This window comes from Pseudomonas sp. CCC4.1, from assembly GCF_035019225.1.
Taxonomy (GTDB): Bacteria; Pseudomonadota; Gammaproteobacteria; order Pseudomonadales; family Pseudomonadaceae; genus Aquipseudomonas; species Aquipseudomonas bubulae.
In genome coordinates, this window is the sequence record NZ_JASJWL010000015.1 from 25849 (window position 1) to 39842 (window position 13994).

General features: G+C 54.0%; 14 protein-coding genes. 11 read left to right on the forward strand and 3 right to left on the reverse strand.

Annotated elements, in window-relative coordinates; all coding sequences use genetic code 11:
* Positions 1-32: 32 nt before the first annotated feature.
* Together QN377_RS08710 and QN377_RS08715 are read right to left on the reverse strand one after the other, a co-directional pair.
* A complete protein-coding gene (locus tag QN377_RS08710) occupies positions 33-467 on the reverse strand; it encodes an antirestriction protein (RefSeq protein ID WP_120266783.1) in 435 nt (144 codons plus the stop codon).
* An 85-nt stretch (positions 468-552) separates the two neighbouring features.
* Positions 553-894 (reverse strand): hypothetical protein, encoded by a 342-nt coding sequence (locus QN377_RS08715; protein ID WP_120266782.1) that lies wholly within the window; start codon positions 892-894, stop codon positions 553-555.
* Between the two features lie 558 nt (positions 895-1452).
* Between QN377_RS08715 and QN377_RS08720 the strand changes: the two genes are divergently transcribed.
* Entirely contained in the window at positions 1453-1851 is a 399-nt protein-coding gene (locus QN377_RS08720; RefSeq protein WP_238939196.1) for a hypothetical protein, read from the forward strand.
* A gap of 1468 nt (positions 1852-3319) precedes the next feature.
* Here QN377_RS08720 and trfA read toward each other — a convergent pair.
* Positions 3320-4504 (reverse strand): plasmid replication initiator TrfA, encoded by a 1185-nt coding sequence (gene trfA / locus QN377_RS08725; RefSeq protein ID WP_086799771.1) that lies wholly within the window; start codon positions 4502-4504, stop codon positions 3320-3322.
* Positions 4505-4757: 253 nt separating this feature from the next.
* Here trfA and QN377_RS08730 point away from each other — a divergent pair, with 253 nt between their 5' ends.
* From QN377_RS08730 to trbJ, 10 genes are all read left to right on the forward strand, one after another.
* Positions 4758-5132, forward strand: coding sequence for a transcriptional regulator (locus tag QN377_RS08730; protein ID WP_120266781.1), 375 nt, complete (start codon positions 4758-4760; stop codon positions 5130-5132).
* Between the two features lie 266 nt (positions 5133-5398).
* Positions 5399-6361, forward strand: coding sequence for a P-type conjugative transfer ATPase TrbB (gene trbB, locus QN377_RS08735; protein ID WP_120266780.1), 963 nt, complete (start codon positions 5399-5401; stop codon positions 6359-6361).
* Positions 6362-6372: 11 nt separating this feature from the next.
* On the forward strand, positions 6373-6807 hold the full coding sequence (locus QN377_RS08740; RefSeq protein WP_120266779.1) for a TrbC/VirB2 family protein: 435 nt from the start codon (positions 6373-6375) through the stop codon (positions 6805-6807).
* Positions 6808-6812: 5 nt separating this feature from the next.
* Positions 6813-7124, forward strand: coding sequence for a conjugal transfer protein TrbD (locus QN377_RS08745; protein WP_086799782.1), 312 nt, complete (start codon positions 6813-6815; stop codon positions 7122-7124).
* Positions 7121-9673 carry a conjugal transfer protein TrbE gene (locus QN377_RS08750; protein WP_120266778.1) on the forward strand — a complete coding sequence of 851 codons (2553 nt, stop codon included), beginning with the start codon at positions 7121-7123 and terminating at the stop codon, positions 9671-9673. The genes QN377_RS08745 and QN377_RS08750 overlap by 4 nt, the downstream gene beginning before the upstream one ends.
* Positions 9670-10401 carry a VirB8/TrbF family protein gene (locus QN377_RS08755; RefSeq protein WP_120266777.1) on the forward strand — a complete coding sequence of 244 codons (732 nt, stop codon included), beginning with the start codon at positions 9670-9672 and terminating at the stop codon, positions 10399-10401. The genes QN377_RS08750 and QN377_RS08755 overlap by 4 nt, the downstream gene beginning before the upstream one ends.
* 20 nt (positions 10402-10421) lie before the next feature.
* Positions 10422-11318, forward strand: coding sequence for a P-type conjugative transfer protein TrbG (gene trbG, locus QN377_RS08760; protein ID WP_086799791.1), 897 nt, complete (start codon positions 10422-10424; stop codon positions 11316-11318).
* Positions 11318-11779 carry a conjugal transfer protein TrbH gene (locus QN377_RS08765; RefSeq protein WP_203327745.1) on the forward strand — a complete coding sequence of 154 codons (462 nt, stop codon included), beginning with the start codon at positions 11318-11320 and terminating at the stop codon, positions 11777-11779. Before trbG ends, QN377_RS08765 begins: the two co-directional genes overlap by 1 nt.
* 5 nt (positions 11780-11784) lie before the next feature.
* A complete protein-coding gene (locus tag QN377_RS08770) occupies positions 11785-13194 on the forward strand; it encodes a TrbI/VirB10 family protein (RefSeq protein ID WP_203327746.1) in 1410 nt (469 codons plus the stop codon).
* Positions 13195-13209: 15 nt separating this feature from the next.
* Positions 13210-13992 (forward strand): P-type conjugative transfer protein TrbJ, encoded by a 783-nt coding sequence (gene trbJ, locus QN377_RS08775; protein WP_120266773.1) that lies wholly within the window; start codon positions 13210-13212, stop codon positions 13990-13992.
* The last annotated feature ends 2 nt before the right edge of the window (positions 13993-13994 follow it).

Genomic DNA, 13994 nt, shown 5'->3' on the forward strand with positions numbered 1-13994 from the left:
AAGCAAGCCCGGTGGTTAACCGGGCTTTTTGATCAGTCAATGGCGGTCAAAATGGCCTGCGCTTCCGCGTGCTCCAGCGCGAATTCTCGCAACTTGTGGTAAAGGTCAATGAACCGATCTGACTCGTTTTCAGGGATGCGTGCCGCCAAAAGACGGCCCAATACGAAAAGCATCAGCGTGACCCCCGCAGCCTCTGCACTCATGCGCTCGGAGCAATAATTATCTGCGATCACCACATGCTGCTCTTTGTCAGTGTCCAGCGCTGCAAAAAAGCCGCCGTTACTGAGGGTGTAAAAATTCCAGTACCCGCGCTGGTAGTTCTGCACGAAACGATCGGCATGGACGTACAGCAGGTTTTCACCGGCCATGAAGTATTTGCCGAAGTAGGTAGGGAAGAAGTCGAGGCGGTCAGCATCTGCAACGATGGTGGAGGTAACGGGGGTGCTTTCTTGATCTTGAATAATCATCGGTTTGTTCCGGTATTGACCTGAGCTACATGCCCGGCCTTCAGGAACAAGTATAGGGCTTAAAGCCCTATTCCGTCAAACTGTTTTAGTGGATTCTGTCGTTCTGCGAGTAATTTTCGCAGGGACTTACTACCCTCAAAATAGGCCGCTGCGAAGGCTTAGCATCCTTCGCCTGGAGCTGCGCCAGACGCTCTACAGACGCCGCCAGCCGATCTTTAAGGGCCTGGACTGCGCTAGTCCACTGATCCAAATCGTAAGCGGTGGCACGCTTGCAGGAGAGCAAGGCACTCTCATCCAATACGCGATTGGCGACTTCTTGCCAGCCCTGAACCTCACGCACTCCAACGCAAGCATGGTAGTGACTGTTTGCCAGGCGAAAAAGGCGATCAGTTTCAGTGCGCAGAACAGCAACTTTGACAGTATTCATCGGATGAACTCCGGTAAATGACCTGGGCAAACTGCCCGGCCTCTATGCATCAATATAGGGCTTTAAGCCCTATCTAGCAAGTAACTTTCGTGACTGATTGCTAACACTTGGGGGGCTTTCCGGCACTTCCCTTTGGTGTCCAACCTGCCTTGCACTCTCGAATGAGAACGAAAATACTGTCCATTTTTTGAATGGCTAAGGATCATATGGCTGTCGATTGGAAGACCGTAGGCTTACCGATATGACTGCAAGCTGGGACGCTTGAAAGACCAGGCCCTGGCACGGCTGTTGGTACAACGAAAGGCCAAATCCGCGCCCGACGCCTGGCGTTAGGAATTGCGGCATGTTCGGTCAATCAAGTAATTGAGCCTTTCCGTCACTTGTTAGGGGTCGAATCAGATCGCGTTATTGCCGCTCGATGCGGCGCGTCCATTTCCAGCGTGACAACCTATCGCGAATCTCTAGGCATCCCGGCGAAGCCTCGGCCAGTCCCGCTTACACGACAGCAACGTATCCCCTTAGATCATCCTGTGAGGCCCTACAAGGCGCTTCTCGACCTTGTCAGTGAAGGACATTGCGAATCTTGCAAGCGTGTCTCTCGCCACAGCCAAGGCATCGCGGGAGGCATTCGACTTCAAGCCTGCAGCACCATTGCCAGAAACTCCTGAACGGGCCTCGATACAGAATTATCAAGGCCCGTGGCTTGGGTACGAGTCATTATTTGGCAGCATCTCTGCGGCAAAAATCAGTAGGGCAGTGGGGGTGCCTATCTCAATCGTTGAACAACGACAGGCGTTCTTGGGTGTCACGCCATATCAGCGCCTATCGCGCGTAGATCGCTACGAGCATCTAGTAGGTGTCGTTCCCAACAATGTGTTGGCAAAACTTGCAGGCGTGTCACCAGCTCGCATTGCGGACATTCGCAAGCGCAAATACTCAAAACGCGAACCGTCTTAACACTTGAGGGGCCAATACACTTGGCCAGCCCTCCATCAGTTACCAACAACCTCAACAGCCTGACACTTGGGGGGCCGATTCGAACCGCTCTGTCAGTATCAGGTCAACAGCTCGGCACGGATCTGCATTAATTCCTACTGACACTTGGGGGGCTTTTTGATTAGGACGCACACACGGCCAGCACCTGGTCAACTCCAGCAAGCCCCGGCGGGCAGGATCTGCATCAACAATCGCTTAACACTTGGGGGGCTTTTTGACCTGGACGCACGCACGGCCAGCACCTGGTCGACTCCAGCAAGCCCCGGCCAGCAGAATCTGCATCAACAATCACTTAACACTTGGGGGGCTTTTTAACCTGGATGCACGCACGGCCAGCACCTGGTCAAACTCAAGCAAGCCCCGGCCGTCAGGATCTGCATCAACAATCGCTTAACACTTGGGGGGCCTTTTAACCTGGACGCACGCACGTTCACACTTGATGGACAGTGAGGCTTCTTTGATTAAATAAGGATTAGAAAAGGATTAGGACATATTTTCCATTCTGCGCTATCCCTTACTGCGCAAGGCCTACAGCCAATTTAACCCTGTGGATAGTGTGCACCGTATCCCATACTTTCGTGCATCGTATCCCACGTCGAAAAATACGTTTATCCAGCAAGCCCCGGCCAGCAGGATCTGCATTGACGTTCTGCCAACACTTGAGGGGCTTTTAATTCTAAAAGGCAGCTCGATGCTAGATCCGACCACCGACCAAGAACCCACCTCCCTTCTGGTGTACCCATCATGGGCCTCTAACGCGCAGGAAGCGTTTTAGTCTTGTGGTTTCTTGGAAGCGACGATGCAAAGGGGGCTTTTTCCCTTTGCGTAGCGAAGCGATCAAGGCGGCGCGAAGCGACGTTGACTGCCTCCGGGGTGAAGGACGCTTGCGGCCGAGGGGCGTAGCCCCTGGGGGGATGGGAGAGCCGCTTGCGGCTCGGGAGGGATCGAGAAGGGGGGTTTCCCCCCTTCGGCGCGGTTGGTTAAAAACAGGGTTTATAAATAAGGGTTTAAAGAAGGGGTTTAAGAGAAAGGGTTAGATGCACCACAAAAATGCTCGCAAACCATTGATTTTACAGGGGTTAACGCCAGAATGGCGGCCCCTCAAGTGTCGGTAGCCAGGCCCCTCAAGTGTCGGTACTTCTGCCCCTGATGTGTTAGGTCGGTCGCCCCTGATGTGTTAGCAAGCAGCCCCTCAAGTGTTAGTACAAAATGGCGGTTATCCACGCGGTTATCCACAAAAACGGTGGATAACACCCAGTTGGTTGCCGCGATTTCGATCAAAAAGGCTTGACCTGATGCCCAGCTCACGGTTTTAGCGATTCTGAGGCCGAAAAAAGGGGGGCTTAGCCCCCCAAGTGTTAAGTTCTGCCTTTTCCTGGCCCCTCAAGTGTTAGGAGTTGCCCGAATTGTCCCGCATTTGTCCCCATCACTAGCGAACGCAGTGGATGAAATCCTTCTCGACCCATGTTTTCTCAACCAGACCTATTTCCTCCAGCTCTTTGCATGCCTCCCTCGACTGCTCGGCCCATTTCTTCTTGCGGGTAGACTCTGATCCGCAGATGAGGCGGAACGTCTCCAGCTTGAGTGGGTAGGGGGTTGCGTGTGTCACGAAATAATCGAACATCCGGCGTGCGGTTGGGGAAAGGGTTCGGTACTTCGACCACATAACTTTCGAGTAATGATCGTTGGCAAACAGCACAACCAGATACGGGTCAAGCTGGGCCTTGCATACCGCTCTCTTTTGACCGTCTTTCTCTATGTCAAAGTCGCCTAGTAGTGAAAGGTTTTTAAGGGTGCTGTGCCGTGGGGATTTGATCGAAAAGCACGTTGCTTTGAGCCGCTTTAGACAGCTTAGCGCCCGGTTGTAATAGAACTTGTTGATGTGCCAACCAAGGTCGGTGCAGAGCTGGTAAAGCGTGAATTCCACATTCCGGCCCAGCGGTGAATGCTTCGCGTACTCTAGGATCTGCTGCCAAACCAATTCATCATCGTCTGCACGCAGCTCAATCCCGGTGTACGTGATTTCAATCTCTTGGTTGTAGTGGTAGATCAACTTGTCTTCGCATGCCGCTCTCTTTTGCCCCTTGTTCCTGGTAGTGAAGACAGCCGATCGGCCCCAGTCATTCGGGATAGCGCGTAGGTCGTCGTCCCACGGGGCTACTTGAAATAGCGACATTTCCATTTGTTGCATTTCAGTGATGGCCGCTACCATCTTTTCGTTGTTCTTCCGCTCTTGTACTGCATCCGCAATATCGTCAATTGGTGTCCGGGGTGATTTCTTGGATGTGCCTTTTGTGGGCAGGCCGGCAAGCTCTGGTTGCTTGCGTGTACTAAGGGCTGCGTCCAGGTGGTCGGCTACGGTGCGTTTCTTGGGGCGAGCGGCTACCGCGGCCGGCGCATCGCTTGCGCCTGGTGACGGTGTAGGGGCATCGAAATCAATCATGCTGGATTCGGTCACTGCTGTAGCAATAGCAGGAACCGATTGGACGCCAGGCAGGGAAGTCGCTGCAACATAAACAGACTTTGCAGCCTGCAACGCTGCCTCTTCGGGCGACAGCCCGGTTTTCACCAGCTCCGCAATGTGCTTTCGAGCGGCGTTTGTTAGGTCGGCCATTGTCACTCCTTTACATATAAACAGCCGGCTAAATCCGGCTATGTCACCCCGTGCCGTGCAAATCTTACTCGCCTGTGCCAGCGGGATCACGCGCAATAGAAAAATAGCGTTTACCGAAACTACGCACAAAATGTAAGATGGCCGTTATACGGGGAGACGATTTGCTAACCAAAGGATACTTTAGCTAAAGAATCTTCAACGGTCAAGAATTTTAGCGGCTAAAATTAGCCCTGCATCGAGGCACCGACCGACTGTGCATAATGCCATTTTTTTTACTAACGTCCTGCGTTTGCTGGGTGAGCGGGGCATGACCAAGCATGAGCTAGCCAAGCTCACGGGCGTCTCTATTTCTGTTCTATCTGAGATTACAAACGGGAAGGGCAACCCCACCCTAAAGACCCTTGCGGCCATTGCTGAAGCCCTGCAAACGCCATTGCCCATGCTTTTGGAGTCCACCGACTTAGATAGCAAGGTTCTGGACGATGCCGCAGGGACTCATGTGCCATCAAGCCTACCACCCGGCTACTGTCGTTATTGCGCGACTCTGACCAATCATCAGGCGTTCCAGGTGCGTAAGTGGCACGAGTACAATGTTGCAAAGATCCGGGAAAAATCTAACGCGCCATAACATCAAAAATTTTAGCGGCTAAAACCAAGGCTCCTAACAAGGGGTCTTTTTTTTCAGCCCTGATTGGTGTTTGGCACAACCGGTCGCCTGCCTGGCGCAAGCGGTCGGTGTTTTATGAATAGCGCGGGATGCGTGCAGCGATAAAGTCACGGAAGACAAAGTGAAGTTTTTTATCATTGATAAAAACGATGCTGCGTTATTGCCCTTAACTATGTTTCGGTATATCGTTTGCCACATTCGCACCTGTGACGAATTTGGAGCAAACGATGAGTGAACAAAACACCGACCAGGAAACGGTCAAAAAGCGCGTTACCGAGCGCCTACGTCGCGACCTGGGGCCTTTGGTTGAGGGTGCGCTAAACGACCCAAAAACTACCGATATCCTGCTTAATGCGGATGGGCAGCTCTGGCTGAAACGATTGGGTGAGCCAACCCGTGTCATCGGGACGATGGAGGCATGGCGCGCAACGTCAGTCATAAAGACGCTCGCCGGTCTGCTCGGTAAAACCGTTGGGGCAAAAGAGCCAATCCTTGACGGCGAATTGCCTTTCGGCAATGAACGATTTGCCGGCCAGCTCCCGCCAGTGGTTTCGTCTCCGTGCTTTGCGATCCGTAAACCCGCCATCACGGTCTTCCCGCTCGACAGCTATGTCGAACAGGGGATCATGACTCAAACGCAATGTGACGCCATCAAGAAGGCTGTACGCGACCACAAGAACATTCTTGTGGTCGGTGGAACCGGCTCGGGCAAGACAACTCTCATCAACGCCGTTATTCAAGAAATGGTCGATAACGACCCGAATGAACGTGTGTTCATCATTGAAGACACGGGCGAAATCCAGTGTTCCGCCATTAACTGCGTTCAGTACCACACCACGCTTGAAGTCAGCATGACTGACTTGCTCAAAACGACCCTCCGGATGCTGCCTGATCGCATCATCGTCGGTGAAGTCCGTGGTTCAGAGGCACTCGACCTCTTGGACTCCTGGAACACCGGCCATGACGGCGGCGCGGGCACGCTCCACGCAAACAGCGCTGAATCTGCCTTGCAACGCCTCAAGTCCCTCGTCACCCGCAACAAGCACGCTCCATCCGATATTGAACCGCTGATTGCTGAGGCGGTTCACGTAATCGTGCAAATCAACCGGAAGTCAGAAGTCCGCCGAGTAGAAGCGATTCTCGAAATCGTCGGATATGAAAACGGCAACTACATCACCAACACCCTCTAGGAGTAACACCCATGCAAAACAAAACTTCCCGCGTTAACAACAAGGCACTTTTCGCCGCAGGTGCAGCGCTGATTATGCTTCTGAGCGCTCATCCCGCATTCGCGTCCAGCACCGCTGGGGGCGGTCTTCCTTTTGATGACTGGTTTACAACCATCCGCTCGTCCATCACGGGGCCATTCGCCTTTACCGCGGCGATTGTCGGCCTAGTTGGTGCCGGTGCCACGTTGATTTTCGGCGGAGATATGAACGGTTTCCTGCGCACCTTGATCTTCATCGTCCTAGTGTTGTGCTTCATCGTCGCAGCACAAAACACCTTGTCGGCAATCACCGGCCAAGGCGCTGAAATCACCGCTGCGCAGGATATGGCTGCGAAGTCTGCCGGCTGGATCACCAGCAAGGTCGAGGCTGTTCACTCGGCTACTGCTCGCTTGGTAGTAGGAGCGTAAACCCCATGGCACTACGCAAGATCCCTATTCGTCGGGCCGGCAATCGCCATAACCTTTTCATGGGTGGGGATCGTGAAATGGTTATGTTCAGCGGTTTGCTGGCCGCCATCTTGGTCTTTGCTGCGCAAGACTGGCTGGCCTTTTTCCTGGGCGTTGGCATGTGGTTCGCCTCGCTTTGGATGCTGCGCAAGATGGGCAAATCTGACCCTCTTATGCGCTTTGTCTATCTGCGCAACCGCCGATACAAGCCCTTTTACCCGCCGCGTGCCACTCCCTTCCGCGAAAACGGCACCTCTCAAGGGAAGCAATACAAATGATTGAATCACTGCTCATCTCAATTGCGGTCGTGGGCGTCCTGTTGGTGCTGTTTTTGCTCTCGCAGGTACGCAAGGTCAATGAAGACCTTCGACTCAAAAAACATCAGTCCACCGAAGCTGGCCTTGCCGATCTTCTCAATTACGCTGCTGTCGTCGATGACGGCGTGATTGTTGGCAAGAACGGTTCTTTCATGGCTGCGTGGCTGTACAAAGGATCTGACAACGCCAGTGCAACCGATGTAGAGCGGGAAATGAACTCGTTCCGCATCAACCAGGCGCTGGCCAACATGGGCAGTGGCTGGATGGTTCACGTCGATGCAGTCCGTAGGCCAGCTCCGAACTACAGCCATCCAAACCAATCGAATTTCCCTGACCCGGTATCGGCAGCAATTGACGAAGAACGTCGCCGTACCTTTGAAGGGCTGGGTAATTTGTACGAAGGTTTTTTTATCATCACCGTAACGTGGTTCCCGCCAATGCTTGCCGAGCGCAAGTTTGTCGAGCTGATGTTCCATGACGATTCAGACAAGCCAAACAACAAAGCACGCACGCATCACTTGATCGACTTCTTCAAAAAAGAGGTCAAAAACATCGAATCGCGCATGTCCTCCGCTGTGTCCATGGAGCGCCTGCGTGGTCAAAAAATGATGAATGAGGACGGGTCAACCGTCACCCATGATGAGTTCCTGCAATGGCTCCAGTTCTGCGTTACCGGCATAAATCATGCCGTGATGCTGCCAACCAATCCGATCTACATCGACAATCTGATTGGGGGCAAAGAGCTGTATACCGGCGTAACGCCAAAGCTGGGCCGCAAATTCATCCAGGTAGTCGCCATTGAGGGGTTCCCTCTGGAGTCCTCGCCCGGAATCCTGACGCGCCTTGCTGAGCTGCCTGTTGAATATCGCTGGTCGAACCGTTTCATCTTCATGGATCACCATGAGGCTGTGTCGCACCTGGAGAAGTTTCGCAAGAAATGGAAGCAGAAGATCCGGGGGTTCTTTGACCAGGTATTCAACACCAACGGCGGCACTGTCGATGAGGATGCCGTTTCTATGGTGGCCGATGCTGCATCGGCTATTGCTGAAACCAATAGCGGCATGGTTGCGCAAGGCTTCTATACCAGTGTCGTAGTACTGATGGACGAAAGTCGGTCAGTGGTGGAAACGGCCGCGCTCCAGCTTGAAAAGGCTATCAACGCGATGGCGTTCACCGCTCGCGTCGAAACCATCAACACCATGGATGCCTTCATGGGTTCACTGCCAGGCCACGGCGTAGAGAACGTGCGCCGGCCTCTCATCAATACGATGAACCTGGCCGACTTGATCCCGACAAGCACCATCTGGACCGGCGAGAACTTCGCACCTAACCCACTGATGCCGCCTAACTCGCCGCCGCTGATGCACGGGCTTACCAGTGGTAACTCGCCTTTCCGAGTCAACATTGATGTGCGCGACTTGGGGCACACCATCATGTTTGGCCCGACTCGGGCGGGTAAGTCTACGCACCTGGCAATCCTCGCCATGTCATGGCGCCGATACTCCAATGCCAGGCTGTTTACATTCGACAAGGGTATGTCGATGTATCCGAGCTGCAAGGCTGCTGGGGGGGCTCACTACGTTGTGGCAGGGGCCGGCGAAAAGCTCGCTTTCGCTCCCTTGTCCAACCTGGTGACTCGCTCGCGCCGTGCATGGGCAATGGGCTGGATTGACGACCTGCTGGCATTGAACGGCCTCAAGACCACGCCAGAACAGCGCAACCTAATTGCCGAAACCATTATTGAAATGGGCACGGTCGAGGAAAAAGAAGGGCGTCCGGGAACGCTGTCTGAATTCACCGCGAAAGTTCAGGACATTGACATTCGGGCGGCACTCAAGGACTACACCATTGACGGCCTTATGGGTCACTTGCTCGATGCGGAAGAGGATCAGCTCTCTATTTCCGACTTCATCACTTTTGAAATCGAACACCTGATGGACTTGGGGGATCGCTACGCGCTGCCAGTCTTGCTTTACCTGTTCATGCGAATTCAAGAAGCGCTGGATGGTCGGCCAACCCTGATTATTCTCGATGAGGCTTGGCTAATGCTGGGTCACGATGTGTTCCGCGAGAAAATCCGCGAGTGGCTTAAAACCCTGGCAAAGAAAAACTGCCGCGTACTGATGGCAACTCAGAACCTTTCTGACGCCTCTCAATCGGGGATTCTGGACGTCATTGTTGAATCCACGGCCACCAAAATCTACCTGCCGAATATGTATGCGCGTGATGAAGCAGCGACCGCGCTTTACCTCCGCATGGGCCTCAACCTGCGCCAGATTGAAATCATCGCTACTGCCCAGCAAAAGCGCGATTACTACCTGGTATCTGAGAAAGGCCGCCGCCTATACAGCCTTGCACTAGGCCCGCTGGCTCTCTCCTTCGTCGGTGCGACCGGCCCAGACGACATAGCAATCATAAAGAAGCTAGAGGAACAGCACGGCGATTCGTGGGTGCATGTGTGGCTCCGCGACCGTGGCTTGAGCCTTGATAACTACAGGAGTGCAGCATGAGCATTTTCAATCGCCGCAAAGACGCGGAAACAGAAGTAGCCGGCGCAACTTTAGCCGCTAAAGAGAAAGTCAATAATCCGTATCTCAATGCTCGCCGTTCGTGGAATGGGCATGTGATGGGAGTTATGTCTTCTCTCCAGGTATGGCAGACCGTGGGGATCGTTTCCCTGCTAATTGTCATGGGGGCAGTAGGCGGCATTGCTCACATTGGCGCGCAATCAAAGATCATTCCTATGGTGTTCCAACAAGATGCCTCGGCCAACACGGTTTCCGTGACTTTGCTGGATCGGGTGCCTGATGCAGTTCTGACCGACTACCAAGCAGCGGTGACAAACTTCATCAGCAACACACGGTTGGTAACTCCAGATGTAAGCCTCCAGCGAAAAGCCGTGCTGGCCTCTTATGCGTACCTTGCCCCGCAAGATCCGGCAACGATGAAAGCCAATGAATTCCTCAATGGCTCCCCTGAGCGGAACCCGTTCAAGCGCGCGGAAAACGAAACCGTGTCGGTTGAGATTCGATCTGCTCTGCCACAAACCAAAGACACCTGGCAGGTGGATTGGACTGAGACAGTTCGCAGCCGAGACGGCTCGCTCAAAGGCACACCGTACAACATGCGAGCGCTCATCAACGTCTATCAAAACAAAGATATGTCAGTAGACAGAAACACTTTTGTGAACGGGCACTTCATCTTCATTCGCGACTTTAACTGGTCGAAACAACTTTAATCCTGGGGCGGACACTCCATATGAAAAAGACACTGATTTCCTCGTTAATTGCCGGCGTTCTTTTGCCAGGTTTTGTACAAGCAGCCGACAGCCAAGCGGATATGGCAAACAAGTATTTTGCCCCGGACACTGTGAAGCTGACCCCGCAGGAGCAAAAAGCTATCGGGATCGGCAAAAAATGGCAGACCGGCCAAGCGACTAGCAACGCGACACCAGGCGGCGACGGCGCCATTACCTTCCTGTATGGCAGTGGGCAAACCCAAGTGGTCTGCGCTGTGCTCCAGGTCTGCGATATCTCCCTGCAGCCTGGTGAGCAGTTCAACACGCTGAACGGTGGCGACCCTCGTTTCACCGTAGAGCCTGGCATCAGCGGCTCCGGTGCAGACCAAACCGTTCACTTGATATTGAAGCCGCTGGACGTGGGCCTGGATACCGCGCTGGTCGTGATGACCGACCGCCGCACTTACCATTTCCGTCTGCGTTCAACTCGCAATGAAAGCATGCCTTACGCGCGCTTCATGTATCCCGAAGATGCTGCTGCCAAGTGGGCGTCGATCCGGAATGCCGAGGCTAAAGACCGTCACGACAACACGATTCCGCAAACCCGGGAATACCTGGGCAACTTGGACTTTAACTATTCCATCGACGGCAAGGCGCGCTGGAAGCCAGTGCGTGTGTACAACGACGGCACGAAAACCATCATTGAAATGCCGGATGGCATGCGTCAAAGCGAGTCTCCAACCTTGCTGGTAGTACGTCGCGACGGCGGCATTTTCCGCGATGCTGAAACGCAAATGGTCAACTACCGCGTCCAGGGCAATCGCTATGTGGTGGACACGATTTTCGACAAGGCAATTCTGGTTGCCGGCGTCGGATCGAGCCAGGACAAAATCACCATTGAGCGGGAGGCCAAGTGATGCGCAAAGTTCTCATGATCTCGGCACTTATCGCCGGCTTGAGTGGGTGCGCAACAAATTCCCCATACGGGAATTATTCAGCAGCCCCGGCCGCGCATGACAAAAACATGGCGAGCGACACCGTTGCGCACCTGGTCACTATGTATCCGCCTGCGCGGACTCGCTTGAACATCATGCAGCCCACCGAAGATGCCTACGGAACGGCCTTGGTAGCGCTTCTGCGCGGTCGTGGCTACTCCGTGAACGAGTACGCGCCAGAAGCTGCCAAAAAGGCGCAACCGGCTACTCAGGCGGCTTTCTCTCCCGGTGTAGACCTCCGCTATGTAGTTGACTCGCTCGCACCTGCCGCAGACCTGTACCGGGTCACGGTCGTGGTGGGCAATCAGCCGATCAGCCGAGCCTACATTCCACAAAAAAACGGGACTGTCGCAGCGGCGGGTTCCTGGGCGCGCAAGGAGTAATTGCCATGGCTGACACCGACCAAATGTCGCCGGATTCGTCGCCAGGCGCTTCCAGCAAAAAGACCGGCGTGCGCCGGGTGAACAACGTGCCTTTGATGATTGGCATTGCGGTTCTCGCGCTCTTTATGGGCCTTATCGCAATGGTGGCCGTCAAGCGTTCCAATCAAGCCAATGTGGATCATGCAGCGACCGCGCAAGGGAAGGGCGGGGATAGCTCTCTGATGGCTGCCGATATCGTTGGGGGCCGTGCTGACGGCTTGATCCCAGAGGCCAAAGCTGAGCCGCCACTTTTGCCCCCGGCCGATCCGCAAGCACCTACAACGCCTAATGGCGTGCCTGTGGCTCGCGTAGAAAACCCGAATGCGCCACCGCAACCGCCTCGAGGGAATGGCGGCCCACGCTCGCCAGAAGATCAGGAAGACGAACAGTTGCGTCAACGGAAAATGCAGCTTTTCCAAACCGCAGTTGGAGCTAAAACGGCAATCACCCTGCCGGATCTGAGCCGTGTCGGCACTGGAACAACTGACGATACTCCGCAAACCCCTGACGAAATGGTTGATCGCATTGCGCAGGTTCGCCGGAAAATCGACCAGCAGCGCTCGACCGATCCGAATGCGGCCTATCAAGCCCAACTTCGCCAGGTACAAGGAAACATAGGCGGCGGTAGCGGCGGTGGTTACGGCGGCGGCCGTTCGGGCGGTTCGTCGGGCATGATGCTGGCCTCGTCGTCCAGCGACACCGGTAAGGACTACGGCACTTTTGACGGCAACGGCAAAAAAGATCGTTGGGCGTTGAACTCCAAAATGGAAGCTCCAACTACACCGTTCGAGATTCGGGCCGGCGCTGTCATTCCTGGAATCATGCTGAGCGGCATCAACTCTGATTTGCCAGGTCAAATCATGGCGCAGGTTTCGCAGGACGTGTATGACACGGCCACCGGCAAATACCTGCTTATTCCTCAAGGGACTCGCATGGTTGGCACCTACTCCAGCGATGTTGGTTATGGACAAGAAGGCGTACTGATTGCCTGGCAGCGCCTGGTATTTCCTGATGGCAAGGCTTTGGACATTGGAGCAATGCCAGGCGCAGACATGGCCGGCTACTCTGGCTTCCGTGACAAGGTTAATCATCACCTGTTGCGGCTCTACGGATCGGCGTTGTTCATGGCCGGCATCACCGCAGGCGCTTCCATTGCAACTCAGGACAACAACAACTCTGTTGGCTACCAACAACCTTCGGTTAGCAGCGAATTGAGTTCTGCGCTTGGGCAGCAACTGGGCCAAGTGTCCGCGCAAATCATCTCTAAAAACTTGAACATTTCCCCGACAATCGAAATTCGTCCGGGCTATCGCTTTAACATTGTTGCTGTCAAAGACGTGACATTCACCAAGGCTTATCAATCGTTTGACTACTAACGCAAGGAGCAAGTTATGTTTTCTAAGAATTCCATTTTAGCGGCTAAAGTTTTCGCACTTTCCGCAGCAGTTAGTTTTGTAGTTTGCCAACCGGCTTCGGCAGGCATTCCAGTAGCAGACGGATTGAATCTGAGCCAAACGACTGTCACCGCAGCGAATCAAGTTGCGCAAGTTGCAAAACAAATTGAGCAATACAAAACTCAATTACAACAATACGAAAACATGCTGCAAAACACGGCCGCACCAGGGGCTTACATCTGGAGCGAAGTAAACAGCGTAATTAACAAGGTTGTGTCTGCCCAGCAAACCCTTGACTATTACAAAAACCAATCCGGGTCGATTGATCGGTACTTGTCGAAGTATGAAAACGTCAGCTATTACCGGAATTCGCCATGCTTTCAGATTGGCGGATGCTCTGACAGCGAGCGGGAAGCTCTGGAAACGCGCCGCGCAGATAACTCCGACGCTGTAAAACGGGCAAACGCGGACGTAATCAAAAGTGTCGATCAGCAACAACAGACGTTGACCACTGATGCCCAAAAACTGCAACAGCTCCAATCTCAAGCCACGACCGCAACCGGCCAGATGCAGGCACTTCAAGCGGCTAACCAGTTGGCCGCAGCGCAGGGTAACCAGCTTCTGCAAATCCGCGGCATGTTGCTGGCACAGAACCAGGCCGCAGCAACCTTGGCTCAACAACAAGCCGACCGCCAGGCTCAAGAAGATGCTTCATCTACGAAGCTGCGAGAAAAATCCAACATCACCAGGTCTGAGCCGTCAACCTGGTCGTTTCAGTAACT

Bases quoted from the DNA above. Each gene is read 5' to 3' on its own strand.
- QN377_RS08715 (WP_120266782.1), bottom strand. From the start codon at position 894: ATGAATACTGTCAAAGTTGCTGTTCTGCGCACTGAAACTGATCGCCTT.
- trfA (WP_086799771.1), bottom strand. From the start codon at position 4,504: ATGGCCGACCTAACAAACGCCGCTCGAAAGCACATTGCGGAGCTGGTG.
- QN377_RS08765 (WP_203327745.1), top strand. From the start codon at position 11,318: ATGCGCAAAGTTCTCATGATCTCGGCACTTATCGCCGGCTTGAGTGGG.
- trbG (WP_086799791.1), top strand. From the start codon at position 10,422: ATGAAAAAGACACTGATTTCCTCGTTAATTGCCGGCGTTCTTTTGCCA.
- QN377_RS08710 (WP_120266783.1), bottom strand. From the start codon at position 467: ATGATTATTCAAGATCAAGAAAGCACCCCCGTTACCTCCACCATCGTT.
- QN377_RS08740 (WP_120266779.1), top strand. From the start codon at position 6,373: ATGCAAAACAAAACTTCCCGCGTTAACAACAAGGCACTTTTCGCCGCA.
- QN377_RS08750 (WP_120266778.1), top strand. From the start codon at position 7,121: ATGATTGAATCACTGCTCATCTCAATTGCGGTCGTGGGCGTCCTGTTG.
- QN377_RS08770 (WP_203327746.1), top strand. From the start codon at position 11,785: ATGGCTGACACCGACCAAATGTCGCCGGATTCGTCGCCAGGCGCTTCC.
- trbB (WP_120266780.1), top strand. From the start codon at position 5,399: ATGAGTGAACAAAACACCGACCAGGAAACGGTCAAAAAGCGCGTTACC.
- QN377_RS08755 (WP_120266777.1), top strand. From the start codon at position 9,670: ATGAGCATTTTCAATCGCCGCAAAGACGCGGAAACAGAAGTAGCCGGC.
- QN377_RS08745 (WP_086799782.1), top strand. From the start codon at position 6,813: ATGGCACTACGCAAGATCCCTATTCGTCGGGCCGGCAATCGCCATAAC.
- trbJ (WP_120266773.1), top strand. From the start codon at position 13,210: ATGTTTTCTAAGAATTCCATTTTAGCGGCTAAAGTTTTCGCACTTTCC.